The organism is Nitrospirota bacterium (assembly GCA_004296885.1).
GTDB lineage: Bacteria > Nitrospirota > Nitrospiria > Nitrospirales > Nitrospiraceae > SYGV01.
Window position 1 is genome coordinate 49,541 of record SCVN01000019.1, and the last position, 24,410, is coordinate 73,950.

At 60.2% G+C, this 24,410-nt stretch carries 23 protein-coding genes; 18 read left to right on the forward strand and 5 right to left on the reverse strand.

The features are described from left to right. Positions 1-75: 75 nt before the first annotated feature. From EPO61_11735 to EPO61_11745, 3 genes are read left to right on the forward strand one after another with little or no spacing between them, the layout of a single operon-like run. The gene (locus EPO61_11735) at positions 76-1,611 is read left to right on the forward strand and encodes a caspase family protein (protein TAJ07793.1); all 1,536 of its coding nucleotides are present in this window, start codon (positions 76-78) and stop codon (positions 1,609-1,611) included. Beyond that, positions 1,532-2,443 carry a CBS domain-containing protein gene (locus tag EPO61_11740; GenBank protein ID TAJ07794.1) on the forward strand — a complete coding sequence of 304 codons (912 nt, stop codon included), beginning with the start codon at positions 1,532-1,534 and terminating at the stop codon, positions 2,441-2,443. The genes EPO61_11735 and EPO61_11740 overlap by 80 nt, the downstream gene beginning before the upstream one ends. A gap of 47 nt (positions 2,444-2,490) precedes the next feature. Further along, positions 2,491-2,787 (forward strand): GYD domain-containing protein, encoded by a 297-nt coding sequence (locus EPO61_11745; protein TAJ07795.1) that lies wholly within the window; start codon positions 2,491-2,493, stop codon positions 2,785-2,787. On the opposite strand, the gene EPO61_11750 is transcribed toward EPO61_11745, so the two are convergent. After that, positions 2,788-5,127, reverse strand: coding sequence for a hypothetical protein (locus EPO61_11750; protein ID TAJ07796.1), 2,340 nt, complete (start codon positions 5,125-5,127; stop codon positions 2,788-2,790). It lies immediately after the preceding gene. A 17-nt stretch (positions 5,128-5,144) separates the two neighbouring features. Between EPO61_11750 and EPO61_11755 the strand changes: the two genes are divergently transcribed. Further along, positions 5,145-6,842, forward strand: a complete 1,698-nt coding sequence (locus EPO61_11755) for a hypothetical protein (GenBank protein ID TAJ07797.1) — start codon at positions 5,145-5,147, stop codon at positions 6,840-6,842. Positions 6,843-6,914: 72 nt separating this feature from the next. Here EPO61_11755 and EPO61_11760 read toward each other — a convergent pair whose 3' ends face one another. The 4 genes from EPO61_11760 to EPO61_11775 form a co-directional block, all read right to left on the reverse strand. Further along, complete coding sequence (locus tag EPO61_11760) at positions 6,915-8,348, reverse strand: ATP-binding protein (GenBank protein ID TAJ07798.1); 1,434 nt, start codon at positions 8,346-8,348, stop codon at positions 6,915-6,917. Between the two features lie 195 nt (positions 8,349-8,543). Continuing rightward, positions 8,544-10,184: a chaperonin GroEL gene (groL, locus tag EPO61_11765; protein TAJ07799.1), complete on the reverse strand. Its 1,641-nt coding sequence runs from the start codon at positions 10,182-10,184 to the stop codon at positions 8,544-8,546. Positions 10,185-10,235: 51 nt separating this feature from the next. After that, complete coding sequence (locus tag EPO61_11770) at positions 10,236-10,550, reverse strand: co-chaperone GroES (protein TAJ07800.1); 315 nt, start codon at positions 10,548-10,550, stop codon at positions 10,236-10,238. A 249-nt stretch (positions 10,551-10,799) separates the two neighbouring features. After that, a complete protein-coding gene (locus EPO61_11775; protein TAJ07801.1) occupies positions 10,800-11,804 on the reverse strand; it encodes a sigma-70 family RNA polymerase sigma factor in 1,005 nt (334 codons plus the stop codon). Between the two features lie 192 nt (positions 11,805-11,996). Here EPO61_11775 and EPO61_11780 point away from each other — a divergent pair, with 192 nt between their 5' ends. The 14 genes from EPO61_11780 to purL all read left to right on the forward strand — a co-directional run bounded on the left by EPO61_11780 (position 11,997) and on the right by purL (position 24,337). Beyond that, the gene (locus EPO61_11780) at positions 11,997-13,187 is read left to right on the forward strand and encodes a NarK/NasA family nitrate transporter (protein ID TAJ07802.1); all 1,191 of its coding nucleotides are present in this window, start codon (positions 11,997-11,999) and stop codon (positions 13,185-13,187) included. 113 nt (positions 13,188-13,300) lie between these two features. Continuing rightward, on the forward strand, positions 13,301-14,509 hold the full coding sequence (locus tag EPO61_11785) for a bifunctional 3,4-dihydroxy-2-butanone-4-phosphate synthase/GTP cyclohydrolase II (protein ID TAJ07803.1): 1,209 nt from the start codon (positions 13,301-13,303) through the stop codon (positions 14,507-14,509). A 127-nt stretch (positions 14,510-14,636) separates the two neighbouring features. After that, the gene (locus EPO61_11790) at positions 14,637-15,176 is read left to right on the forward strand and encodes a 6,7-dimethyl-8-ribityllumazine synthase (protein ID TAJ07804.1); all 540 of its coding nucleotides are present in this window, start codon (positions 14,637-14,639) and stop codon (positions 15,174-15,176) included. A gap of 32 nt (positions 15,177-15,208) precedes the next feature. Continuing rightward, positions 15,209-15,658 carry a transcription antitermination factor NusB gene (nusB, locus tag EPO61_11795; GenBank protein ID TAJ07805.1) on the forward strand — a complete coding sequence of 150 codons (450 nt, stop codon included), beginning with the start codon at positions 15,209-15,211 and terminating at the stop codon, positions 15,656-15,658. An 85-nt stretch (positions 15,659-15,743) separates the two neighbouring features. After that, entirely contained in the window at positions 15,744-17,072 is a 1,329-nt protein-coding gene (locus EPO61_11800) for an adenylosuccinate lyase (protein ID TAJ07806.1), read from the forward strand. A gap of 5 nt (positions 17,073-17,077) precedes the next feature. Continuing rightward, positions 17,078-17,782: a phosphoribosylaminoimidazolesuccinocarboxamide synthase gene (locus EPO61_11805; protein TAJ07892.1), complete on the forward strand. Its 705-nt coding sequence runs from the start codon at positions 17,078-17,080 to the stop codon at positions 17,780-17,782. A 131-nt stretch (positions 17,783-17,913) separates the two neighbouring features. Then, the gene (locus EPO61_11810; protein ID TAJ07807.1) at positions 17,914-18,135 is read left to right on the forward strand and encodes a hypothetical protein; all 222 of its coding nucleotides are present in this window, start codon (positions 17,914-17,916) and stop codon (positions 18,133-18,135) included. Positions 18,136-18,144: 9 nt separating this feature from the next. Next, entirely contained in the window at positions 18,145-18,387 is a 243-nt protein-coding gene (purS, locus tag EPO61_11815; protein TAJ07808.1) for a phosphoribosylformylglycinamidine synthase subunit PurS, read from the forward strand. 66 nt (positions 18,388-18,453) lie between these two features. Beyond that, entirely contained in the window at positions 18,454-19,170 is a 717-nt protein-coding gene (gene purQ / locus EPO61_11820) for a phosphoribosylformylglycinamidine synthase subunit PurQ (protein ID TAJ07809.1), read from the forward strand. A 3-nt stretch (positions 19,171-19,173) separates the two neighbouring features. Next, positions 19,174-20,199: a M23 family metallopeptidase gene (locus EPO61_11825; protein TAJ07810.1), complete on the forward strand. Its 1,026-nt coding sequence runs from the start codon at positions 19,174-19,176 to the stop codon at positions 20,197-20,199. 8 nt (positions 20,200-20,207) lie between these two features. Beyond that, the gene (locus EPO61_11830; protein TAJ07811.1) at positions 20,208-20,903 is read left to right on the forward strand and encodes a hypothetical protein; all 696 of its coding nucleotides are present in this window, start codon (positions 20,208-20,210) and stop codon (positions 20,901-20,903) included. Between the two features lie 28 nt (positions 20,904-20,931). Next, positions 20,932-21,489, forward strand: coding sequence for a hypothetical protein (locus EPO61_11835; GenBank protein TAJ07812.1), 558 nt, complete (start codon positions 20,932-20,934; stop codon positions 21,487-21,489). An 89-nt stretch (positions 21,490-21,578) separates the two neighbouring features. Continuing rightward, a complete protein-coding gene (locus EPO61_11840) occupies positions 21,579-22,088 on the forward strand; it encodes a GNAT family N-acetyltransferase (GenBank protein ID TAJ07813.1) in 510 nt (169 codons plus the stop codon). Beyond that, positions 22,085-24,337: a phosphoribosylformylglycinamidine synthase subunit PurL gene (gene purL / locus EPO61_11845; protein TAJ07814.1), complete on the forward strand. Its 2,253-nt coding sequence runs from the start codon at positions 22,085-22,087 to the stop codon at positions 24,335-24,337. Before EPO61_11840 ends, purL begins: the two co-directional genes overlap by 4 nt. Positions 24,338-24,410 lie beyond the last annotated feature (73 nt).

Below are 24,410 nucleotides of genomic sequence, written 5' to 3' on the forward strand. Positions count from 1 at the left end.
CTTCGGCTACCGGGATCCCCGCAGGGTCTTCTCGGGCGCCTTGTACACCTTTGCCGGATAGGCAAGCAGGGTAGGATGAAGCGCTATCGCCTGCTACTCGTTGCGTGTCTTCTGCTCGGGACAACCGCCTGTTCGGTAGCTGGCGCAGTTCGGGAGAACTTTCACCGAGCCGGCGAGCCACCAGCCAGAAAGCTTCCGCTCAAAGTCGGGCTCGCCCTCGATGACAAGCTGAAGGCTCAACATCTGATCGTGCCTGGACGGCCGGGAGGGGAGATTGACGTTGACCTGTATCCCGGCGTGTTCAATGCACTCCGGACAGAGTTGGCCAATGCGTTTGAAGAAGTCACGGTGTTCGAGGGGCGAGCCCAGCCAAAAAACGAAGATCTCCTGGCATTTGTGACGTCGACCTATGAGCCGGAAGGAACGACGTTTGCCCTTGCCGGGCTTCGCTGCACGATCGAGCTTGTCCTCAAGGATGCCCGTACCGGTGTGCTGGTCAGCAAACACAAGGCTGAAACCCGGTTCCCTCCTCGTTTAGCCAGCGGCGGCACCGTTGGCGCAGGGGCGCTCATCGTCGTGCTCACCGTCGGGTTGGGGTGGCCGTTGGCTGCTCATATGGAGAACGCCGATGCGTTGGAGAGCTTCGTCCCCCAGATCGAGCAACGCACGAGCGACCTGGTGCGTGATATTGCCGCCGATATCCAATCCAATCAGCAACTCCTCGCGTATCTGCGACAGAGGCCGGGCGGGCCGATGGAAGCTTTCGTGCCCGGTGGCATGGAGGACGTCCCCCTATCCAGCGACGTCGATACCCCGCCGACCGTGACGGCGCCGGTGAAAAAGAATGTCTATGCCTTGGTGTTCGGCATCGAGAAATATCGGGGGCAGTTGCCCAAGGCGGACTTTGCCGCTCATGACGCACAAATCATGGCCAAGTATCTGACGAAAGTGCTGGGCTATCCGGAGGAAAACGTCGTCCTGCGCGTGAACGACCATGCAACCAAAAGCGACATCCAGAAGTATGTCGAAACGTGGCTTCCCAACCATGTGGCCAAGGGCGACAGCGTGTTCATTTACTATTCCGGGCACGGAGCGCCCAATGCCAAGACCGGGGATGCCTATTTGGTGCCCTACGACGGCGATCCGGCCTTTATCGGCGACACGGGGTATCCCTTGAAGCGCCTGTATGAGAACCTGGCCAAACTGCCGACGAACGATGCGATTGTGGTGCTCGATTCCTGTTTTTCAGGCGCGGGCGGGCGTTCGGTCATCGCCCAAGGCATGCGGCCCATGGTGTTATCGGTGGAGAATCCCGTGCTGGCTTCCGGTAGAACGGCGGTGCTGGCCGCAAGTTCCGGCGAGCAGGTGTCGAGCACGTACAGACAGCAGGGCCACGGCTTGCTGACCTATTTCTTTCTCAAGGGACTGGCCGGGGAAGCGGACCAAGACCACGACGGCGTGGTCCAGCTCAAGGAGCTGTTTGACTATCTGAAACCGCAGGTGACCTCCACGGCCAGACGGGATTTCAACAATGAGCAGACCCCGCAGCTTGTGGGGGATCCGCAGATATTGGGCAAGGTGTTGCGGAGAGTCGAGCCGCCGAAACCGTAACGACGATCTTTTGGCAAGGCAGGGACATTCAATGCCGAAACGAAGCAGCGAGCGGCCGGGGCGCCGCCTGTTTGTGGAACGGGATATCGAGCGACTGCGCGAGCAGCTCGCCAAATTTCAGCCGTTTTTCTCCCGGCGAAAAACCCGCTCTTCCCTGGAAGAGTTCGATGCGGCGGCCGAGCGGCTGCTCGGCCGCATCTTTGGGGAAGCCTCGGAGCTATTGGAGACGTACGCCTATGCCAAGCTGGGCGAGGCGGCCGGCCTAGTCAACGTGCCGGAGGAGGCGCAGGAAAGCGGCGCGCATGACGTGCAGCGCGAAAGTCTCCATCAGCGCAAGCAAGTACTGGAGAGCGCCATTGCCGAACTGGTCGAACTCCGGCCCGGAGCGGCCGCCAGAGGTTCCGGCGGGAGAAGCCCGCTGGCCGGCGCGCGCGTAGCCGACTATATGTCCACGGATGTGCGCAGCATCCACAAGGACGCCTCGCTCAAGGAAGCGGGTCGGCTGTTCTCCAAATGGAAGGTCGGCTCGCTGTTGGTGGACGATCACCGTCGGTATGTCGGCATCATCACGGATACGGATTTGAGCCGGAAGGGGGCTGGCCGCGGTCTGGACCCGAACAAGACCCCGGTGGAGGTCTGCATGAGCAAGCCGGTGTTGTCCATCGAGGACAGCGAACTGTTGGTTGCGGCGATTGCGTTGATGAAGGCCAAGGGGGTCCGCCATCTGGCGACGACCGAAGATGCCACGATCATCGGCGTCCTGTCCGTCTCGGACATCTTGCGCGCATACTCCGAGCTGGCGGGGCTGGATGAGGAGGGTGCCAAAGAGTAACACACACAAGCGTGCCGTTGAGCTATCACCGTCAACAGGGGGCAACCATGGCGACCTACATCAGCTTGTTCTCGTGGACGGAGCAGGGCATCCGGGGGGTGAAGGATACGGTTAAGCGGGCCGCGAAATTCCACGCGGCGATCAAGAAGGCGGGCGGCAAGGTGAAAGCGGTCTACTGGACCATGGGCCGGTATGACGGGGTGATTGTCTTCGAGGCGCCGGACGATGAAACGGCCACAGCCCTCATGATCGGCGGCGGAGCCCAGGGGAACGTGCGGACGGAAACCCTGCGGGCCTTCGACGAACGGGCGATGAAAAAGATTCTCTCGAAGGCGCGCCGCTGATCAGGCCGGCAGTGTTGAGCCGAACTGCTTGTTGAACAGCTCGCGGGTGCACGTCATGTGTTGCGCGATGTCCGTCTGCAAATGTCTGGCACCCGCTTGCCAGTCGTCCGTCGTATAGCCGACGCGGCGGGCGAGGAAGATGAATTCATCTGAATCACTCGGCGGCAGTACCAAATCCTTCGCATGGCCCCGCACCATGCGCAAGCCGTCGATCAGCATGCGAATGAAGAAATAGGCCTTCCGCAGATTCTCTCCATCCTGTCTGCTCACGATCCCGCATTCGACCAACCCGGCCAATGCCTGCATGGTGTTGGGCGTGCGGAGCACCGCGTGCTGATGACCGTGTATGACTTGGAGGTATTGCACGGCATATTCGATGTCGATGACACCCCCCGGACTGAGCTTGACGTTGACCGTGCCCGGTTCGACCAGTTGTTTGAGTTGCTGACGGCGGAGATCGAGGGCGGTCGCGAGGTCCCAGGGCGCGCCGCCGTAGACGAAGCGGTCGCGATGGGCTTCGACCTGTTTCCCCAGCGCTGCGTCGCCTGCCACATGGCGAAGCTTGATCAGGGCTTGCCGCTCGAACGGGGCGGCGAGTCCCTTGACACTGTAGTAGCTGGCGATCTCGTCGAGCGGATTCGTGAGGGACCCCTTGCCGCCGTGCGGACGCAGACGCACGTCGATGTGGAAGATGCCTTCCTGCTTCGCCTCGATCCATCGCAAGAGTTCCTGGGCGAGACGCTCGAAGTATTCGCTGTTCTCGATGGCCTGTTTGCCGCTGGTGCGTCCCGGCCCTCCATAGACGAATAAGACCTCGATGTCCGAGGCGTAGCCCAGTTCGCGGCCGCCGAATTTGCCCATGCCGAGGATTGCGAAGGGGCAAGGCTTCTTGTTTGTCAGGCGGGGAGCGCCGTACTGTTTGTGCAGCTTGGCTTGGCAGTCTTTCAAGCTCCGGTCCACGATCACTTCGGCCAATTCCGTCAGGGCGAGCGAGAAGTCGGCCAGGCTGGTGGCTGGCTCGACGATGTGTTTCATGTCGATGCGGAAGAGTTCGCGATCCTTGAACCGGTTCAAGGCGTCCTTGCGCGCCTCGTCGGTCTTGGCACGGTCCACGAGGCGGTCGAGTTCCTTGCGGAGCCCCGCCTTGGGTTTGATGAGCGGCGCATCGCGGTAGTCTTGGAGGAGCGGCAGGAGGTTGCCATGTTGACGGCGAAGAAAGTCTTCCCAGAGAAAATCGCTGGCTCCGAGCAACCGGGCGAGGAGCGGGAAGGTCTTCTTGTCGGCGAGAAACGCCAGGGCCTGCTGCTGGGCCTTGCCTTTCGTCGCCTGCACGGTCAGGTCCAGGAACTGGTCGAAGGCTTCCAGGGCCTTGGTCGGGTCGGGGGCCCAGGTGAGGGCTTGCGTGAACTGCTTGATGAGGACGGCGGTCAGGCGCAACTGCTGCTGGTCGGCCGGGTCGGTCAGTTTCTGCCCGTAGCGATTGCGGACATAAAAGCGGTCGTGCAGCTTGCCCTGTTCGATTTCGAATTGCGCCTTGGCGATGTAGATGTTGCGCATGGCCAGGGCGTTGGCGAAGGCGTAGAGAAAGGCGGGGGTATCGTCCGACCGGATGTCCATGATCGTATCCGTCGGCGATTGGCCGTTGTCGAACGCGATCTGGACGGGATGGAGCAGGCCGCTGAACGACCCGCGGCGCTTGCCGAGCTGCTCGACGAGGTGCCGGTTCACGGTATGGCGGGCTTCCTCGAATTGTCCGGCGTCGAGGAGTCCGATCACGGAGCCGAGTTCCGACGCGAGGCGTCGTTGTGCCTCCGGTCCGAACGAGGCGCCTGGGACCGGCTGCACGCGAAAGACGTCGACGATTTTTTTTCGGCTCAGGCCAGGCTTGGTTTTGGGCCTGGCCCGGAATCCGCCGGGCGAAGCGGCTCGCGCCGCCGGGGCGGCCTCTGTGAAGGTGTAGATTTGGCCCTCTTCGATGTTCAGTCCGAAGGCCGATAACAGGCCGCAGATCGTCGCAAACTCTGAAAAATAATCGTAGGCGACGAGGGTCAACTCGAATCGCCGATCCTGGTGCTCGGTGATGGCGATTTCGCAGGGGTGTTCCGGTGTAAGTCGCGCCGCCAAACGGACGTGGCGGGCCATCTCGTCCGGAGGGACCCGGCTGAAGTAGTCGCGGTCCATCCGGAAGACGAAGTCGCGCAGCAGCACCTCGTCAACATCGGGACATAACGGACGCAGGGTCGTCAGCAGCTCGTCGGGCGTCATGGCCTGTCTAGTATACCGTCGAGGCGGCGCAAACGCAGCCTCATTGTGCGGCACGTTGTGCGGATAGGTACCCATCGGTATAATGCGGCGGCATGACGACAAGAACGGCAGGCACCTGGAAGCGCATCGCGGCCGGCACGGGGCATGAAGCCCAGCGGCTGAACGCCTTGCTGTTCGCCAAGGGGTTGGCCGAGTCGGAGATCGCCTTTCTGCTGGCTCCCTATGGAATTCGCGATCCGAAACGGGCCGACGCCAACATCCAGGCCATGGCCGGGGAGCCGAGGGCCCGTGCGATCCTGGCCACCTTCCTGGTCGAGGTGCTCGACGGCATTGCCAGGACTGCCGACCCAGATCAGGCGCTGACCCACTGGGAGCGGTTCCTGGAAGCAGGCCTGAATCGGGTGCAGCTCTTCGGCTACCTGGCCGGGTTCCCCCGCTTGGTGCATCTGCTCTGTGCCACGTTCGGGAACAGCCCGGCCATGGCCCAGACGCTGATCCGCGATCCCTTCCTGGTCTACTGGCTGGCCGAGGAGGGAGTCCTGGCGCGCCAGCCGTCGCGCAAGGCGCTGGAGCAGGAGGTCCGCGGGGTGCTCGCATCGGTCACGGCCACCGAGTTGAAGCTGGAGGCGCTGCGGCGGTTCAAGCGGCGTGCCATGCTGCGCATCGGCTTGCGGGATATCCAACGGTTCGCGGGGGTGCAGGAGACGACCGCCGCCCTCTCGGATCTGGCCTCCGTCCTCATTCAAGCCGCCTACGAAACGGTCGAGGCATCGTTGCAGGCCCGTCACGGCAAGCCGACTCACAGGGACGCCAAGGGCAAGCAGGTGACGACCGGATTTGCGGTGATTGGCATGGGCAAGCTGGGCGGCGGTGAGCTGAATTTCAGCTCCGACGTGGATTTGATCTACGTGTATGGCTCGGATGAAGGGGCGACGAAAGGCCCTCCGGGCAAGACGGTCGAAGCCATTGCCAACGAGGAGTATTTCGAATATCTGGCGCGTGACCTGACCAAGGCCCTGACGGCAGTCACGCAAGAAGGCTCCGTGTTTCGCGTGGATTTGCGGCTACGCGCGGAGGGCTCGGTGGGGCGGCTGGCCCGGTCCCTGGCCGAGTACGCGCAGTATTACAAGGTGCGCGGGCAGGTCTGGGAGCGGCTGGCCCTGCTCAAGGCCTGGCCGGTGGCCGGGGATCTTTCCGTGGGAAAGGCTTTTCTGCGACTGATCAAGCCCTTCGTCCTGGGCTTGCGGCAAGGACCGTCCGATGTGAAAGGGGCCACGACCATCCTGGCGCAGGTCAAAGCCGTGAAAGATATGATCGACGAGAAGATGAGCCAGAGAGGGCAGGATCGGCGCAACGTCAAGCTGGGGACCGGCGGCATCCGGGAAATCGAGTTCACGGTGCAGGCGCTGCAAGTCCTGTGCGGTCGCCGGCTCCCGGCGATCCTCGACCGCAGCACGTTGGGCAGCCTGGCGCGCCTGCGCCGGCAGCGGTTTCTGTCGGCGGATCAGGAGGCGGCGCTGGCCAAAGCCTATCTGTTCCTGCGCGACGTGGAACATAAGCTGCAAATGGTGCACGATCTGCAAACCCATGCCCTGCCGGAAGGGGACGAGGAGTTGGCGCAATGCGCGGTCCGTCTCGGCTACGGGGTCAAGAATCGGGAGGCGAGCCGCGCCGCCTTTGTGAAAGCCTGCCGGCAACATACCACGCTCGTCAACGGCGCCTTCCGCGACCTCTTCGCCGCGCCGGCCAAATCCCGCCTGCTCAAAGTCGCGTTGAAGAAACTCGCCTGAGGGTCAGAAAAGCGCGAAGGGTGGTAGGTTGCCCTGATTACGCTCAGCCAACCTAGTTCACACGTTAGTGACTCATCCAGGATTGAGCCGTCTGATCTCTTCAAGACTTATTACTCTATTGCTTCCTGCACGTTCACTATAGGGAATCTTATCTTCTGGTATCGAGAACCAGGCATAAAGAGCGCTAATTAGTTTGAAGGATATGATGCCAGGATCCAGCGTAGGTTCACTCCAGCGAACATCTATTACCTTCGACGCCCCCGGTGCTTCGTGCAGCTTATGGCCAAATGTCCAGTCAGTGCTAGTTACTGGTGCTGGAATTAAGATCGCTGGCGTTTGATTTATCGTCATGTTCTTAATTTCAAGCCTGTAATGGACCGTCCGAGGGTGCGAAATAGCATGCCCAAACGCTTTTTGAATTAGGTCGCAAAAAATGTATGCCGACTCTGCCAGTGCTAGTGTATTAATGCGGAGTGGAGGGCCGATGTCCAACGATCTTCCCCAAGAAAGGAAATCATCTCCAGGCGCGGCGAATATCGCGGTTCCGTCGGCCCAGAGATTTAAGGTGCCACTTTTTGTGAGAAGGGTGCGCAGACGTTCTCCTGCTACGATACGGGTAGGTTCGCCGACAGTAATGTCAAAGCCGCTACGCCTAATCTTTAGTGGGCTTTCAATAAGACGCGCAAGCTCTGTGTCGCTTGATTCGAAGATAGATGGAAATTCAAGAGGCTCAAGTGGAGCCGCTGCAAGCACGTAGGTGGGGTGCAATGGCCCAAGTTCTAATTCGCCTAAAACAATCCCAATTCGACCATCTAGGAGTTCGACAGGGGAGGGGCGCGTTGGCAGGGCTAGTGGTTGCCGGCTGCCGATGATTTCCAGTTGTTGACGTTGTGTTGCTTGGACTGCCTCGCCAATAGCATCGAGCTTCTCCATGAGTGGTCTATAGAGGTTGCCATCTCTCAATATGGCGTGAATTGCTTCTATTGACGTAGGCTCGGCATTGGACCGCCGGCGTTCTGCATATCCGAATATCAGCTGAGTTGTCTTCCCGCTTTCCTCGTCAAGAGTTTTTGTGATCAGAAATGGTTTGGAGTGGTTCGGTTGAGAAGGAACTGCAATGGCTACGATTCCTTTAGTCGAATCGTCCACTGAAGGGTGCCACTTTATTGCGACACCATTGATACGAGGGTATATCCATTCGTTTAACACTTGATGATAGCGTTCCTCATTTACTAAGTTTGCCTCGAATCTGCTTATTTCCTTGATCTCATCTGCTAATCTTTGTGAGGCGCACTTGTCGGTCTGAGGGCCAATTAAAATATAACCACCTGACACATTAGCTAGAGCTGAAACGTCTTTTGCTAGCTCAAGTTTTTGCCGTTCATGGTCAAGTTGATACGGCGCTCGCTTGCATTCAAGGGTTTCAGACTCAAGTCTGCCCGTAAGTTCGTCAAATGCTCCTCTAGCTAAAATGCTATTTAGCTCCTCAAAGGATATGTTTTTCATTGTTTCTCAATGCTGCGGTTTGCTTGTATCTGTCCCCTAAAGCTGGCATTTAAAAACTTCTTGCCAGCCAGAGCGAATCGCGTCTCCGTCCGCGGCCGGTCTCTCCTAATGGGCCCAAAAACAAACGGGCCGGGTAGCTTTCGCCACCCGGCCCGTCCGCTGACTGCTGAAAGCTGTTGGCTGTCAGCGCTTCGCTTAGTACATGCCTTCCATGCCGTGGCCGTGGCCGCCGCCGCCCATGGCCGGTTCCTTCTTCTCTTCCGGCAGGTCGGTGATCATGACCTCGGTGGTGAGCATCAAGCCCGCCACGCTGGCCGCGTTCTGCAACGCGCAGCGCGTGACCTTGGTCGGGTCGATGATCCCGGCCTTGAGCATGTCCACATACTGCTCGGTGGCCGCATTGAACCCGAACGAGGGGCTCTTTTCCTGGCGCACCTTGTCCACGACGACCGAGCCTTCCATGCCGGCGTTGCCGACGATCTGGCGGATCGGCTCTTCGAGGGCCCGGCGCACGATGGTGACGCCCACCAGCTGCTCGGCCGGCAGATCCTTGATGCCTTCCAGCGAGGATACGCAGCGCAGGAGCGCCACGCCGCCGCCGGGAACGATGCCCTCTTCCACGGCCGCCTTGGTCGCGTGCAGCGCGTCTTCGACGCGCGCCTTCTTTTCCTTCATCTCGGTCTCGGTCGCCGCGCCCACGTTGATGACCGCGACGCCGCCCACGATCTTCGCCAGCCGCTCCTGGAGCTTCTCGCGGTCGTAGTCCGAGGTGGTTTCTTCGATCTGGGCCTTGATCTGCTTCACGCGGCCTTCGATCTTCTTGGGATCGCCGTAGCCTTCCACGATCGTGGTGTTGTCCTTGTCGATCGTGACGCGCTTGGCGCGGCCCAGGTCGGCGAGCTTAATGTTCTCGAGCTTCAGGCCCAACTCCTCGGAAATCACCTGGCCGCCGGTCAGGATGGCGATATCCTCCATCATGGCCTTGCGGCGGTCGCCGAAGCCGGGAGCCTTCACGGCCGCCACGTTCAGGGTGCCGCGCAGCTTGTTCACCACCAGGGTGGCCAGGGCTTCGCCCTCGACTTCCTCGGCGATGATGACGAGCGGCTTGCCCATCTTGGCCACCTGCTCCAGCAGGGGCAGGAGGTCCTTCATGCCGCTGATCTTCTTTTCGTTGATGAGGATGAACGGTTCCTCGACGGAGGCTTCCATCCGTTCGGCGTTGGTGACGAAGTAGGGGGAGATGTAGCCGCGGTCGAACTGCATGCCCTCGACCACGTCCAGCGAGGTGGACATGGACTTGGCTTCCTCGACCGTGATGACCCCGTCCTTGCCGACCTTCTCCATCGCTTCCGCGATCAGGTCGCCGATGGTCTTGTCGTTGTTGGCCGAAATGGTCCCGACCTGGGAGATCTCGGTCTTGGCCTGACAGGGCTTGCTGAGCTTCTTGAGCTCCGCAATCACCACCTCGACCGCGCGATCGATCCCGCGCTTGATCTCCATCGGGTTGCCGCCGGCGGTGATGTTCTTCGCCCCCTCGCGGTAGATGGCCTGGGCGAGCACCGTCGCGGTGGTGGTGCCGTCGCCGGCCGTGTCGCTGGTCTTGCTGGCGACTTCGCGCACCAGCTGGGCGCCCATGTTTTCGTAGGGGTTCTTGAGCTCGATTTCCTTGGCCACGGTCACGCCGTCTTTCGTGATGGTCGGCGCGCCGAACTTCTTATCCAGGATCGCGTTGCGTCCCTTCGGGCCCAACGTCGCCTTCACGGCGTCGGCGAGCTGATTGACGCCCTTCAGGATGGCGGCCCGCGCCGCATCGCTGTACAGTAGTTGCTTAGCCATTGCTTCCTCCCTTAATCGTGGTGTCGTCGTGATGTGTGGTGAGCGGAACGCTTAGTTGGTGAAGACGCCCAGGATATCCTCTTCCTTCAGGATCAGGCAGTCCTCGTTGTCGATGTGGAGCTTGCTGCCGGAATACTTGTCGAAGAGCACCTGATCGCCGACCTTGAGGTTCTTCACGTCCTTGCCGATCGCCTGCACCGTGCCCCGCTGGGGTTTTTCCTTGGCGGTTTCCGGCACATAAATGCCGCCGGCGGTCCGCTCCATCTCCTCGGTGTAGGTCACGAATACGCGATCGCCAAGCGGCTGAAATCCCTTGGCGGACGTCCCCTTCTTTTCCTTCTCCTCGTGGTGGGTCTTGGTCGACATAACACTTCCCTCCTTAAGTTAACTTGAACGAACCGGGTTTAATGTACGAAGTTCTGCATCAACGGGTTCGAACAGACAGTCTGAATGGAAGATTCGAGACGCTGCCGCAGATGTCTCGAGAGATAGCGCCGGGACCGGGCAAGTCAAGGGCTGCCGCGGAGAATTTCTTTGGCGTTCAGATGTTTGCCATAAAGAGCCAATAAGTGATTGAAAATCAAATACTTGCGAGCGATATGCCGGGTGGTCAGGCTAGGATCGGAGCAGGTCGAAGTCTTTGATCTCCTTCTTGAGATAGTCGCGCAATCGCTTGATCAGCCTGGCTTCCAGCTGGCGGGTCCGTTCCTTCGTGATCCCGTACTTCTGGCCGAGATCGTCCAACGTCAGGGGCGTTTCCGAGAGGATGCGGTTGCGGAGAATGTCTTCGTCCCGCTCGGGCAGCCCCTTGGTGAACTCGGCCAGTTTCATCCGGAACAGAGCCTTTAATTGGCGGTCCGCCAGTTGGTCGTCGGCCGCCGGCTCCTTCGAAGGCAGGATGTCGAGGAGTGTCCCCTCGGTTTCCTGGTTCAGCGGCTGGTCGAGCGAAAGCTCCCAGCTTCCCAGGCGCTGATCCATCTCGATCACATCCCGTTCGCGGACGTTCAGCCGGTCGGCCAGCAACTTCGCGTCCGGCACGAACCCCTCGCGTTCCAGCTTGGCCTTTTCCTTCTTGAGGTTGTAGAAGAGTTTGCGCTGGTCCTGGGTGGTGCCGACTTTGACCAGGCGATAGGTGTTGAGCAAGTACCGCAAGATGTAGGCGCGGGCCCACCAGGCGGCATAGGCGTAGAAGCGCACGTTTTTCGTCGGGTCGAATTTCTTGATCGCCTGCATCAGGCCGACGTTGCCTTCCTGGATCAGGTCCATCTGGTCCGCGCCTGTGTGGAGATATTCCGAGGAAATGGACACGGAGACGCGCAGGTTCGCCAGGATCAGCTTGACCGCCGCTTCGCGGCTGCCCTGGACCTGGTATTCCTGAAACAGCCGGAGCTCTTCCTCTTTGGACAAAAAGGGGTAGCGGCGGATCTCGGCAAGATACTGTTGCAGCGCGGTGACCGGAGCGACCGTCGTGATGACGGTTTTCTGCGACTCTTCGGTGTCCGACGCCGTGAGCGGGGACAGCTCTTCCGTCAGCTCGGCCTGGTCCGGCTCGAGGCTCGCGTCGTCGAGGACCTCGGCGTCCTCGATCTCTTCGTCGGTCTGGCGTGGCTGGTCCGTCATGTGATTTTGTATGGACGTATCGGATGCGGGTTTTCCCCGGTCGGATGATTATAAACGCAACCGGGACAAGAACAAAGCCTCGGGGTGTCGGTTGCGAAATGGGAACGGGCGATCCTATAGTAAACAGTGAGTCGGCTGTGAGCCGGTGTGCGTTGCGGGCGACGGCTTGGTCGGACGGAACGGAGGGGTTGGGTGCAGAAGATCGTCAGGGCCATCCGGAGCGGGCATTGGCCCTCGCTCTTGGGGGCGTGGCTGCATTTTGAAGTCAGCTTCATGGTCTGGCTGCTGGTCGCGGCCTTGGGTGTGTCCATTGCGGAGGACTTTGCGCTGAGCGCGACGCAGAAGGGATTGTTGGTCGCCGTCCCCCTGTTGGGCGGCGCGTTGCTGCGGATTCCAGTCGGGATGCTCAGCGATGCCTTCGGGCCCAAAACCGTGGGCCTGGTGCTGCTGGGCAGCGAGCTGCTGGCGCTGCTCTGGGGCTGGATGGGAGCCAAGAGTTTTGTCGAGCTGCTGGGGATCGGGCTGCTGCTCGGCACGGCCGGAGCGAGTTTTGCGGTGGCGCTGCCGCTGGCCAGCCGTGCCTATCCGCCGGCCTACCAGGGGCTGGCCATGGGCATCGCCGCGTCGGCCAACAGCGGGACGGTGCTGGCGACGTTCTTCGCCCCTCGGTTGGCGCAAACGGCCGGGTGGCACGGAGTCTTCGGGTTCATGGCGCTCCCCGTGCTGGCGACGACCGCCGGGTTCGCCTTGCTGGTGCGCGGAGACGGAGGCGCCGGGCGTGTGGAACGGGGAGCCGGTTGGTGGAGCAGGCTGAAGGATATCGGCAGGCTGCCCTCGGTCTACTGGCTGTGCTTCATCTATGCGGTGACGTTCGGCGGCTTTGTCGGGTTTTGCAGTTTCCTGCCCTTGTTCCTCCATGATCAATACGGGCTGGATCTGGTGCTGGCCGGGTCCTGGGCGGCGCTCTGCGGCCTGGCCGGGAGCCTGGCCCGGCCGTTCGGCGGCTATGTGGCGGATCGTGTCGGCGGCCTGGCGGTGCTGCGGGGGCTGTTTCCGGTTCTGGCGTTCCTCGCCATGACGCTGGCGTCCTTGCCTGGTCTGGTGTGGACCGGTCCGTTGATGGTGGCGGCGCTGGCCTGCATGGGATTCGGCAACGGCGTGGTGTTTCAGGTGGTCTCCGAACGGCTGTCCAAGCAGATCGGCCTGGCATCGGGCGTCATCGGGGCGGCAGGCGGGTTCGGCGGCATGGTGATTCCCCTCTCATTCGGCCTGCTGAAGGATCACACCGGCAGCTACGGGATGGGGTTCTTGATATTCGGCGGAGCGAGCCTCATGGCGTTGGCGAGCGTCGTCGTCGCGATTCGAAGGAGTCGAGCTGAATGAAACAAAAGCAGGCGCCGATGCCGCTCCGGAAGGCCGTGCAGTGGCGTTTTTCAAGCCGACCCCCTATAATGGGCGGCACATCAGTCCGGAATGAACGTAGAGGAATGACGGGCATGGCGCAGGAATTCGACACGATCGAACAGGCGATCAAGGACATCAAGAAGGGCCGCTTCGTGATCCTCGTGGACGACGAGGATCGGGAGAACGAAGGAGACTTGGTGATGGCGGCGGAAAAAGTCACCCCGCAGTCCATCAACTTCATGGCAAAACATGCCCGCGGCTTAATCTGTCTGGCGCTGACGCCGGAACGAGTCGAGGATCTTCAGTTGCCGCCTCAGGCGGCCGAGAACACGGCCAGCTTCGGGACGGCGTTCACCGTGTCCATCGATGCGCGGAAGGGCATCACCACCGGCATTTCCGCGGCCGACCGTGCCACCACGATCCATACGGCCATCGATCCGAAGAGCAAGCCGGCCGACCTGGCCAGGCCGGGGCACATCTTCCCGCTCAAAGCCCAGAAAGGCGGGGTGCTCAAACGGGCCGGCCAAACCGAAGGCTCGGTGGACTTGTCCAGGCTGGCCGGACTCTATCCGGCCGGGGTGATCTGCGAGATCATGAACGAAGACGGGACCATGGCGCGGGTGCCGGAACTCATGGAATTCGCCAGGCGGCACAAGATCAAGCTGGTCACGATCAAGTCCCTGATCGAATACCGCATGCATCGCGAAACCTTTATCAAGCGGATCGCGGGTGCGAAGCTCCCGACGCTTTTCGGCGAGTTCGAGGCCGTGGTCTTCGAAAACGAGGTGGACGGCGGCACGCACATTGCCCTGGTCAAGGGGAGGGTGGAGGACGGCTCCCCCTGCCTGGTGCGGGTTCACTCGGGCTGCTTGACGGCCGACGTGTTCGGATCGTTGCGCTGCGATTGCCGTGATCAGTTGCAGAGCGCCATGCAGATCATCGAGAAAGAAGGCCGCGGCGTGTTGCTCTATCTGAACCAAGAAGGGCGGGGGATCGGCCTGCTCAATAAGATCCGGGCCTACAAGCTTCAGGATGAAGGCAGCGACACGGTCGAGGCCAATCTCCAACTGGGATTCAAACCGGACCTGCGCGATTATGGGATCGGCGCCCAGATCCTGGTCAATCTTGGGCTCCAGAAGATTCGTCTCATCACCAACAATCCGCGCAAAATCGTCGGCATCGAAGGCTATGGACTCAAGGTGACCGAGCGCGTGCCGATCGAAATCGCTCCCCGCGCGGCCAACGAGCGTTACCTGCGCACGAAGAAGAACAAGCTGGGCCATATCTTAAATAAAGTGTGACCCTTTCCGCCCATGTAGTCCTTGCCAGTTTTTGGGCGAACCTGCTAAGGTGCGTCCGGACTTGCCTCATTCGTTGTTCACGGAACGCCGCCACACCACCGGGCTCGGCCCGGCTGAAGGTTTCTGCATGAAGCCGCTCGAAGGACAGCTCGACGCCAAGGACTTGCGATTCGGCCTGGTCGTCAGCAAGTTCAACGAGTTTGTCACCGGCCGGCTCCTGGCCGGGGCGCTGGAGGCACTCGGCAAAGCCGGCGCGGCCGAGCCGGCGATCCAGGTGGTCATGGTGCCGGGCGCCTTCGAGATTCCATTGGTGGCGCGCCGCATGGCCCGCTCCGGACGCTTCGATGCGGTGATCTGCCTGGGCGCGGTGATTCGCGGCGAGACTCCCCATTTCGAATACATCAGCGCGGAAGCCAGCCGGGGCATCGCCCAGGCGGCCTGGGAAGCGGACATCCCGGTCGTGTTCGGCGTGTTGACGACGGAGAACGTGGAACAGGCACTGGAGCGGTCGGGAAACGCCGAGCGCAATCGAGGCGCGGACGCGGCCAGAACCGCCATCGAAATGGCGAACCTGCTGAAGCAGATGAAGACCCCGGGTGTGAAGCAGCCCGCGCACCGGCCCGCCAGAGCCAGCGCGAGACGCTCTCGCAGCCGAAGGAAACGATGAATCCGGTTGAGGGCGCATAAGCCGAAGGCCATATGGGTATTCGCCGACAGTCCCGCGAGCGAGCGTTGCAAATCCTTTTCCAATGGGACGTCCATGGAAAGGGCGGACATTGGCTCACCGATTTCGAGGCCCAACACCAGGTCGAACCGGAGGTGAAGCGGTTTGCCGATCAGCTCGTCGAGGGGGTCCTGACGAACCGGCCGGAGTTGGACAAGCTGCTCGGCACCCATGCGACGAATTGGAAAGTGAGCCGCATGCCGATCGTGGACCGCAACATTCTGCGGGCGGCGTTGTATGAGCTCTGTTATATGCCCGACGTGCCGGCCAAGGTCACGGTCAATGAAGCGCTCGAGCTGGCCAAACGATTCGCGGACGAGGAGACAAAAAAGTTCGTCAACGGGATTCTGGATCAGGTGCTCAAATCAGACCCGCGACTGGAGGCCAAGCGGGCCGAACTGGTTGGCGTGAAGCGTGAAGCGTGAAGCGTGAAGAAAGACGGCCGCTCTACCAAATAACGACATACGAACGACGAGATACGAGATACGTTTCGGGAACGACGAGACCATCATGATTGAGCGCTATACCCTGCCCGGCATGAAAGCCATCTGGGACCTCCGGCACAAGTATGAGATCTGGCTGGAGGTCGAGTTGTTGGCTTGCGAAGCGTTGGAAAAGGCCGGCGAAGTGCCGCGCGGGGTGGCGGCCCGCATCCGGCGCAGAGCCAAGATTGATCCGGCACGGATTGCCACGATCGAAAAGGTCACCAAGCACGACGTGATCGCGTTTCTGGAATCCCTGGCCCTGCCGGTGGGAAAGGAAGTCCGGTTCCTGCACATCGGCCTGACGTCGTCCGACATCGTGGACACTTCGCTGGCCGTGCAGATGACCGAGGCCCTGGACCTGATTCTGAAGGATGTCGAGGGCTTGCTGGCCGTGCTCAAAAAACGGGCGTTCGAACATCGCGACACGATCATGGTCGGACGGTCCCACGGAATTCACGGCGAACCGATTGCCTTCGGGTTCAAGCTGGCCATCTGGTACGAGGAGGCCGGGCGGCATTTGGCTCGGCTGAAGGCGGTGCGGGATGAAATCGCGGTCGGGAAGCTCTCCGGCGCGATGGGGACGTTTGCGCATCAAGGCCCCCACGTCGAAGCCTATGTCTGCAAGAAGCTGGGGCTCCAACCGGACCCCGTGTCCAATCAAGTGGTGCAGCGGGATCGGCATGCCGCCTACCTCTCGGCCCTGGCCTTGCTGGCGGCCAGCATCGAAAAGTTCGCAACCGAGATCCGGCACTTGCAGCGGACGGAAGTGTTGGAGGCGGAGGAATATTTCTCCGCCGGGCAAAAGGGCTCCTCCGCCATGCCCCACAAGAGAAATCCCATCGCCTCGGAAAACCTTTGCGGCCTGGCCCGCGTCGTGCGGGCCAACAGCCTGGCGGCGATGGAGAACGTGGCCCTCTGGCATGAGCGGGACATCAGCCACTCCTCCGTCGAACGGGTGATCATGCCGGACAGCACGATCCTGGTGGACTACATGCTGGTCCGGCTGACCGACCTCATCAAAAACCTCCTGGTCTATCCGGAGCGGATGCGGCGGAACCTGGACCTGACCGGCGGCCTGGTCTATTCGCAGCGACTGTTGCTGGAACTGGTGGAGCGGGGCGCCCAGCGCAAAGAGTCTTACGAAGCGGTGCAGCGCTGCGCCATGGAGGCCTGGAAGGGGAAGGCCGGGTTCCAGGATTTGGTCGGCAAGGACCCGGTGATCAGCAAGGCGCTGACCAAGGCGCAGATTGCCGCCTGTTTCGACCCCCGGTACTACTTGCGGCACCTGGGCAAGATTTATCAGCGGGTCTTCGGCAGGGGAGCCGGTACGAGACGGACAGGAAGAGGGCGCTAATGACATTGATGAAAGGCACGATGCTTTATGAGGGCAAGGCGAAGAAGATTTTTGAGACGGTGGACCCGGATCGCGTCATCCAATATTTCAAAGACGACGCCACGGCCTTCAACGCGCAGAAGAAGGGGACGATCGTCGAAAAAGGCGTGGTGAACAACAAGGTCTCCGAGAAGCTCTTTCGTCTGTTGGAAGCCGGCGGCGTGCCCACCCATTTCATCGAGCGGCTCAACGACCGCGAAATGCTGACGAAGAAAGTCCGGATCGTGCCGATCGAAGTGGTGGTGCGGAACATCATCGCCGGGAGCCTGGCGAAACGCCTCGGGCTGAAGGAGGGGGAGGCGATTGCGCCGCCGATCGTCGAGTTTTATTACAAGAACGATGCGCTGGGCGATCCGCTGATCACCGAGGAGCATATCCGTCTGTTGAACCTGGCTGAGCCGGCGATGGTCGGCCAGATCAAGGACCTGGCGCTCACGATCAACCGGCTCCTGACGCCCTTCTTTCAGGAACGGAACCTGATCCTGGTGGATTTCAAGCTGGAGTTCGGGCGGCACAAGGGGAGTCTGATCCTGGCCGACGAGATTTCTCCGGACACCTGCCGGTTCTGGGACCAGAAGACCAAAGAATCTATGGATAAAGATCGCTTCAGGAAGGATTTGGGAAAGATCGAAGAGGCCTATCAGGAAGTGCTGAAGCGGGTGTGCGGATGAAGATTGGGGACGCATCAGTTGGCCTCTTGCTCGCAGAGCGCGCAATGAAAATGTGCTCGCTCGATGCGCGCAGGTGAGGCCGACCGCCGCATCCCCTGGGAACTGCCCGATCTTTTGGGGGGAGTGAGAAGGTGAAGCGCCTGGTCCTGAAGTTCATGGAACACGGGTTGATCTGGGCCATCGTCGTCTGGGCGGCGGCCGTGGCCTTGATGGCGATCAACACGGTTGACCTGTTCTGGCGCTGGTCGTTTCTGGCTTTGTCGGCGGGGGGGCTGGTCCTGGCGGCGGTCATTAACTGGGCGAGGAAAAAGCTGGTGCTGATGGCGCAAGAGCAGAAAGAAGAGAGCCGGTAGGAGGAAGGCGTGAAAGCGAAGATTCATGTGACGCTGAAGCAAGGCATTCTCGATCCGCAGGGGAAGGCCATCGAACATGCCTTGGAGACGTTGGGGTTCAAGTCGGCCGGCAACGTGCGGGTGGGTAAGTATATGGAACTGGACCTGGCAGAAAAAGATAAGGCTAAGGCTGAGGCTGAGGTCAAAGCGATGTGTGAGAAGTTGCTGGCGAATACGATCATTGAGGAATACCGATTCGAATTGGCAGGTTGAGGTTAAGGTCGAGGCTGAGGAAGTGGGGACTCAACCTTAACCTGAGCCTCAGCCTTGTGAGGGGCTATGAATTTCGGTGTCATCGTTTTTCCGGGCAGTAACTGCGATCACGATTGTATTCACGTCCTGTCGGATGTGCTCGGGCACAAGGCCATCCCGGTCTGGCACAAGGAAACCAAGCTGGACGGTCTGGATGCGATCATCCTGCCGGGCGGGTTTTCTTACGGCGATTATTTGCGGACCGGCGCGATTGCCCGCTTCTCGCCGGTCATGGGGGCGGTGAAACAGTTCGCCCATGAAGGCGGGATGGTCCTGGGCATCTGCAACGGCTTTCAAATCCTGCTGGAAGCGGGCCTTCTGCCCGGCGCCATGCTGCGGAATCGGTCGCTGTCGTTCATTTGCAAGGATGTCTACGTGACGGTCGAGAATGCGGCGACCCCCTTCACCGGCCGGTGCCAGCCTGGCCAGGTCCTGAAAATCCCCATCGCCCATGCGGACGGCAACTACTACACGGACGACGTCACCTTGTCCCAGATGAAGGCGGCGGCGCAGATCGTCTTTCGCTACTGCACGCCGGAGGGCAAGGTCACGGCGGAAGCCAACCCCAACGGGTCGCTGGACAATATCGCCGGCATCAGGAACGCGGCGGGCAACGTGATGGGCATGATGCCCCATCCGGAGCGCAGCGCGGAAGCAGTCCTGGGGAACGATGACGGGCGTCTGATCTTTCTTTCCATGCTGGACGCGCTGCAGAAAGCCAAACTCAAGGCAGTCCTGACGTAACCGATGCGAGCCATGGGGTGGAAGAGAAGCGGCTTGCCGCTGTGCTTGTTGGCTATCTGGTTGAGCCAGGGCGTCTCTGCTGCCGCCGATCCTATCGAGACGGAAGGATTGGGCCTGCCGTTGACCTGTGTCATCGGCCAGACCTGCTGGGTGGCGAACTACGTGGATGTGGACCTCTCCGTGGAAGCGCACGACTTCCGCTGCAATCGGCGGACCTACGACGGTCATGACGGAACGGACTTCGCCATCCGCGACCTGGCCGTGATGGTCCAAGGGGTGCCGGTGGTGGCCGGCGCGTCGGGCACGGTCAGGAACGTGCGGGATGGCATGCAGGATGTCGCGTTGACCGACGAAGCCTCGCGCAAGCGTATTGCCGGACGAGAATGCGGCAACGGCGTCGTGATAGACCATGAGGGCAACTGGCAGACCCAGTATTGCCATTTGAAGGAAGGCAGCATCAAGGTCAAGGCGGGGGACAAGGTTGAGCGAGGTAGCCAGTTAGGCTTGGTCGGACTCTCCGGCAAGACGGAATTCCCCCACGTGCATCTGACCGTTCGTAAGGATGGGAAGGCCATTGACCCCTTCACCAATCGGCAGATGAGCGCCGGCTGTGGGCAGGAAGGGAAGTCCTTGTGGCGGGCGGATCAGCACGTCGAGTATGAGCCGGCTGCGATCTACAACGTGGGTTTTTCGACCGGCAAGCCGGACATTGAGGCAATTCGTAGCGGGAAGCGTGAGGATGGGCCGCTGGCGGCGACCAGTCCCGCCTTGGTCCTATGGGTGGACATTTTGGGGGTTGAAGCAGGAGATCGAGTACAGTTCCGTATCATGGGGCCGGATGGTAAGCCGCTGCTGGAGCAGGAAAGCCCTGTGGATCGGACCCAGGCCCGCCGGTTCGCTTTCGCCGGATCACGCCCGAAGACCAATGGCTGGCCGGCCGGGACTTACATAGGCCAGGTGACGCTCAAGAGAACGATGGATGGGAGAGAGAAGAGTTTTGATGTGGCCCGTACGGTGACGATTCGGTAGTAGCTAATATGACAGGTTCCATAAAAACACTGGTAGGAATCAGGCCTATAACAGAGGGGCTTACACTGCCTGAAGATTTTCCCAATATTGCTTATGAGTCAATTCGCAACCGCATTGCGCCCAAGATAACTAATCCCTCGGATCAGTTAGATCAATTCCTAGGTGCCTGGAATGCTGTTCTATATAGATTCATGTCGTGCGCAGAACATGATGCAAATTTCTCTGAGTGCATTAAGAAAGCGGGGAATGCTCCTCCTAGGGTTGAGCGATATATACAGGAGAAGGAGCTTTTTAACTTTTTTATGAACGGATTGGCGACTATTGAAAGTCTCTATTACGCGCTATGCGTGTTAGGTTCATTGTTAAATGCAAAGAACTTCCCGCTAGATGATGCAAGAAACATTAATCCTAAGAAAACCGCCAGTCAGTTTCAAATGGCATTTCCATCGGAAAGTTTGACGGCCATTCTCAATCGCACAGCTGCTTCCAGTGATCTCCAAGAATGGAAGGATATACGAAATGCTCTTGCTCATCAGACCGCACCTGGGCGAGTTGTTGATATTGGCCCCAGAGGAGAGGCTCTTTGGAAGCTGAATAGAATGCCAGTAAATAGTGACACCACATCATTAAGACGTGAGTGGCTTGCTAATGCAGTATCAGAGATAATGTGCGAAGCGGAAACGTTCTCTAGCAACCGCTTTTGAAGTAGGGGGTAAGCGGATCTCTCACGGCATGACTCGCCTAATCATTGATGAGAGAAGGGGGCATGATGCAATGGCAAATTGGGCATTCTGCACAGTAGGAGTTTTAGGGCTCGCCATCCTAGGCCTCTTTCTATGGTTTGTGTTTGTGCGGAAGGAAAAGTTCGATGCTCCACTCTTGGGTCTTTTGACATTAAGTTTATTGCTAATCCTAATGGCGCTTGTGAGGCCAGATTCGATTAAATACGGTGGGATGGAATTCAATACTATCAAGCAAGATGCAAAAGATATAAACAGCAAAGCAAAGGAAACCGTGCAGCTAGCCTTAGAAACCACGGCCATGTTGATCTGGAATGAGGGCCGATTGGGCGCTGGCGGAAAACACAATGAAGAGATCGCAACCAATCTACTCAGAGAACTATACGGTGATAAGGCTCTTCAGTATCGTTATGTGCTTCAGAAAAAGGGGATATTCCTGACTCCAAAGCCAGACCTTCTGAAAATCCCAGATGCGGAATTTCCAAAAGAAGTTCGGTCCCCCTTGTACGAGAAATATTTGAAAAACCTCAGCTTAGCTGACGGCAGATAAAGAATGAAAATACAGGCCCCGCATATCATCAAAGACCTCATCGCGCAGCATCATTGAACCTGCGACGAAAGAAGAAGCGCATCGGGGCTATGGGCGATGGAGAGGGAGAAGTCGCGCGGCAGGCGGTGTCCATCGAGTATCGGCTTGCCGTGCCCGCTGATGAACAGGCCGTTGCATCGCTCCTCGAACGAGCAGGGTTGTCGTCCGAAGGAATCGCCCCGCATCTCCCGCACTTTGTGGTGGCGGTCGCAGGGGGAAGGCTTGTCGGAACGGCGGGATGCGAGATCCATGGCAGCGGGGGGCTGTTTCGGTCGTTTGCGGTCGATCCGGGGTATCGCGGGCAAGGGATCGGTGCGCAACTCTATCGGCTGGTGGTCGCCCATGCGCGGTCGGCTGGCGTGCGTGACGGGTATCTGCTGACGGATACGGCCGAGGGCTTCTTTGCGAAGTTCGGGTTCCAGCGAGTGACGCGAGACGCGGTGCCGCGAGCCATTCGGGAAACCGAGCAATTTCGGATTCAATGTCTTCCCGCGTCGGTGTGTATGGGACGGTCATTCGGCAACGCAGAGTCGGACATGGAGAGGCAGGCGAGGGCATGACGGCACCGGGTTCCGTGATCACCAAAGACCTCATCGCGCAGCATGGGCTGTCGGACGAGGAGTACAAGAAGATCGTCGAGATTCTGGGGCGGGAGCCGAACCTGACCGAGCTGGGGATGTTCTCGGTCATGTGGAGCGAGCACTGCTCCTACAAGAGTTCGCGTGTCCATCTCAGGAAGCTCCCGACGACCGGGCCGCGCGTCGTGCAAGGGCCTGGCGAGAATGCCGGGGCGGTGGATATCGGCGACGGGCTCTGCGCGGTCTTCAAGATGGAATCGCATAACCACCCGTCGTTCATCGAACCCTATCAAGGGGCGGCGACCGGCGTGGGCGGGATCATGCGCGACGTGTTTACGATGGGCGCCAGGCCGATCGCCTTGTTGGATTCGCTTCGGTTCGGTCTGCTCGACAAGCCGCTGAATCGGCATCTGTTCAAGGGGGTCGTCGCCGGGATCGCCGGCTACGGGAATTGCATGGGCGTGCCCACGGTCGGCGGGGAAGTGGTCTTCAACGACATTTATAGCCAAAATCCATTGGTGAATGCCTTTTGCCTGGGAATCGCCAAGAAAGACCGGCTCTTCAAGGGATTGGCGGCGGGCATCGGCAACCCGGTGATGTATGTCGGGTCCAAGACGGGACGGGACGGGATTCATGGGGCCACGATGGCCTCGGATGCCTTCGATGAAGCCTCCGAATCCAAGCGGCCGACCGTCCAGGTCGGAGACCCCTTCACCGAGAAGCTGTTGCTGGAAGCCTGCCTGGAATTGATGGACAAGGATTTGTTGGTCGGCATCCAGGATATGGGCGCGGCTGGGCTGACCAGCTCCTCCTGCGAGATGGCCTCGCGGGCCGGGAACGGGATCGACCTGGATTTGACCGAGGTCCCGCGGCGCGAGCCTGGCATGACGCCGTATGAGCTGATGCTCTCGGAATCGCAGGAGCGGATGCTGATGATCGCCAAGGAGGGGAAGGAAGCGGAAGTCCTGGCGATCTGCAAGAAATGGGATCTGGACGCGGCGGTGGTGGGCCGGGTGACGAACGACGGCATCCTGCGTGTGCGCGACCAGGGCAAGGTGGTGGCGGAGATTCCTGCCAAGGCTTTGGCCGAGGATGGGCCCCGCTACGAACGGCCCAACGCGCCGCCTCCCTATCAGGAACATCTGCAATCGCTCAACCTGGATGTCCTGCCTGATGTGAAGGACGCGACGGGAGTCCTCCTCTCCCTTCTGGAATCGCCGACCATCGCCAGCAAATCCTGGGTTTACCGACAGTACGACCACATGGTGCGGACGAACACGCTGGTGCGGCCCGGGTCGGATGCGGCGGTGGTGCGGATCAAGGGGACGAACAAGGCCCTGGCCATCGCCACGGACTGCAACGGGCGCTACTGTCTGTTGAATCCTTACGTCGGGGCCGGCATCGCCGTGGCGGAAGCGGCGCGCAACCTGGTCTGCTCCGGCGCCCTGCCGATCGGCCTCACCGACTGTTTGAATTTCGGGAATCCCGAACGGCCGGACATCATGTGGCAGTTCATCCTGTCCATCGAAGGAATTAAGGATGCCTGCGAGGCCTTCGGCGTCCCGGTGGTCAGCGGCAACGTGAGCTTTTACAACGAGACCAACGGGCTGTCCATCTATCCGACGCCGATCCTGGGTATGGTGGGGCTGATCGAGCCGGCGGACCGGGCCACGACCCAATGGTTCAAACAAGCCGGGGATCAGATCATCTTGCTGGGCACGACCAGGGACGATCTGGGCGGAACGGAATATCTGCGGGTGGTGCACCATCGGGAGCAGGGCTCGCCGCCGCACCTGAGTCTGGAGGCGGAAAAGTCGCTGCAGGCCTGCGTGCTCGCGTTGATCGGCGAGGGGTTGGTCCAGTCGGCGCATGACTGCTCCGACGGAGGGCTGGCCGTGACGCTGGCTGAGTGCTGTGTGTCGTCGCCTGGGCTTCGGCTCGGCGCTGTGGTACGATTAGAGCCGAACGGGCTCCGCCGGGATGCGCTGCTCTTCGGGGAAAGCCAGTCTCGGGTGGTCCTGTCGGTCAAGCCGTCTGTGGCTGAACAGGTGCTCAACCAGGCCGAGCAGATGGGTGTGCCGGCGGCGGCCATCGGCTCGGTGCAGGGAGATCGGCTGGTGATCGACGTGGCGGCAGATCGCTGGGGCGCCGGTTGCCGGATCGACACGGATCTGAACACCCTCTTCGACCGCTGGGGCAACAGCCTCGAACGGGCGCTTGAGCAATCATGATGAATGCAGAATGCGAAATGATGAACGGTCGGGCGCAGCAATTCATCATTTATCGTTTATCACTCATCGTTGA

Bases quoted from the DNA above. Each gene is read 5' to 3' on its own strand.
- EPO61_11735 (TAJ07793.1), top strand. From the start codon at position 76: ATGAAGCGCTATCGCCTGCTACTCGTTGCGTGTCTTCTGCTCGGGACA.
- EPO61_11740 (TAJ07794.1), top strand. From the start codon at position 1,532: ATGAGCAGACCCCGCAGCTTGTGGGGGATCCGCAGATATTGGGCAAGG.
- EPO61_11745 (TAJ07795.1), top strand. From the start codon at position 2,491: ATGGCGACCTACATCAGCTTGTTCTCGTGGACGGAGCAGGGCATCCGG.
- EPO61_11750 (TAJ07796.1), bottom strand. From the start codon at position 5,127: ATGGGTACCTATCCGCACAACGTGCCGCACAATGAGGCTGCGTTTGCG.
- EPO61_11755 (TAJ07797.1), top strand. From the start codon at position 5,145: ATGACGACAAGAACGGCAGGCACCTGGAAGCGCATCGCGGCCGGCACG.
- EPO61_11760 (TAJ07798.1), bottom strand. From the start codon at position 8,348: ATGAAAAACATATCCTTTGAGGAGCTAAATAGCATTTTAGCTAGAGGA.
- groL (TAJ07799.1), bottom strand. From the start codon at position 10,184: ATGGCTAAGCAACTACTGTACAGCGATGCGGCGCGGGCCGCCATCCTG.
- EPO61_11770 (TAJ07800.1), bottom strand. From the start codon at position 10,550: ATGTCGACCAAGACCCACCACGAGGAGAAGGAAAAGAAGGGGACGTCC.
- EPO61_11775 (TAJ07801.1), bottom strand. From the start codon at position 11,804: ATGACGGACCAGCCACGCCAGACCGACGAAGAGATCGAGGACGCCGAG.
- EPO61_11785 (TAJ07803.1), top strand. From the start codon at position 13,301: ATGGCGCAGGAATTCGACACGATCGAACAGGCGATCAAGGACATCAAG.
- EPO61_11790 (TAJ07804.1), top strand. From the start codon at position 14,637: ATGAAGCCGCTCGAAGGACAGCTCGACGCCAAGGACTTGCGATTCGGC.
- nusB (TAJ07805.1), top strand. From the start codon at position 15,209: ATGGGTATTCGCCGACAGTCCCGCGAGCGAGCGTTGCAAATCCTTTTC.
- EPO61_11800 (TAJ07806.1), top strand. From the start codon at position 15,744: ATGATTGAGCGCTATACCCTGCCCGGCATGAAAGCCATCTGGGACCTC.
- purQ (TAJ07809.1), top strand. From the start codon at position 18,454: ATGAATTTCGGTGTCATCGTTTTTCCGGGCAGTAACTGCGATCACGAT.
- EPO61_11825 (TAJ07810.1), top strand. From the start codon at position 19,174: ATGCGAGCCATGGGGTGGAAGAGAAGCGGCTTGCCGCTGTGCTTGTTG.
- EPO61_11830 (TAJ07811.1), top strand. From the start codon at position 20,208: ATGACAGGTTCCATAAAAACACTGGTAGGAATCAGGCCTATAACAGAG.
- EPO61_11835 (TAJ07812.1), top strand. From the start codon at position 20,932: ATGACTCGCCTAATCATTGATGAGAGAAGGGGGCATGATGCAATGGCA.
- EPO61_11840 (TAJ07813.1), top strand. From the start codon at position 21,579: ATGGGCGATGGAGAGGGAGAAGTCGCGCGGCAGGCGGTGTCCATCGAG.
- purL (TAJ07814.1), top strand. From the start codon at position 22,085: ATGACGGCACCGGGTTCCGTGATCACCAAAGACCTCATCGCGCAGCAT.